The sequence below is a fragment of the Serratia sp. A07 genome (genome assembly GCF_058725505.1).
Window position 1 is genome coordinate 1 of the sequence record NZ_JBZXDO010000232.1, and the last position, 678, is coordinate 678.

At 66.8% G+C, this 678-nt stretch carries 1 protein-coding gene; it reads right to left on the bottom strand.

Going from position 1 to position 678, the window contains the following annotated elements; genetic code table 11:
• Positions 1-678: condensation domain-containing protein (locus AC4PR2_RS29475; protein ID WP_492176122.1), on the bottom strand; the 678-nt coding region annotated here is incomplete at both ends.

The window sequence follows — 678 nt, forward strand, 5'->3', positions numbered from 1 at the left end:
GGTGCCGAACACCACCTCATCGCGGCCGGTAGCGCGCGCCAACACCTGCGCCCAGGCCAGGTGGCACAGGCTGGCCAGGCTGACGCCCAGCCGCCGCGCCTGCCGCCGCAGCTGTTGGTTGAGCGTATGCGGTAAGGCCAGGTGCGCCGTCGAGATATCCCGCCCTTCGCCATGCACGTCGCTCAGGCCGAACGGCAACGACGGTTCATCGATATCCGCCAGCATAGTGCGGAAGAACTGTTCGTGTTCGGCCTTGCTGACGCCGAGCCTTGCCTGCGCCACCGCGTTGCGGAACGGCGGCGCCTTGGCCAGTTCGTCCCCGCGCCCGGCCAGGATCAGGTTGATCTCCTCCTGCATCACCGCCAGGGTCGAGTGGTCGCCGATCAGGTGATGCCACTGCTGGAGTACGCACCAACTGCCTTCTTCCTCCTGTGCGGCGACAAAGCTCAGCAACGGTGCGCGCGTCAGATCAGGCCGCACGCGGCGCGGATCAAACAACGCCGTCAGCCGCGAACCGATCTCGCCCTCCGCCGGATTGAGCCGCAGTTCTCGCAGCGACAACTCGGCCTTGCGCCACACCACCTGCACCGGCGATGACACGCCCTGCGTGATGAACGCAGTGCGCAGAATGTCATGGCGATCGATCACCTGCTGCATCGCCGCCAGCCAGGCGTCCAG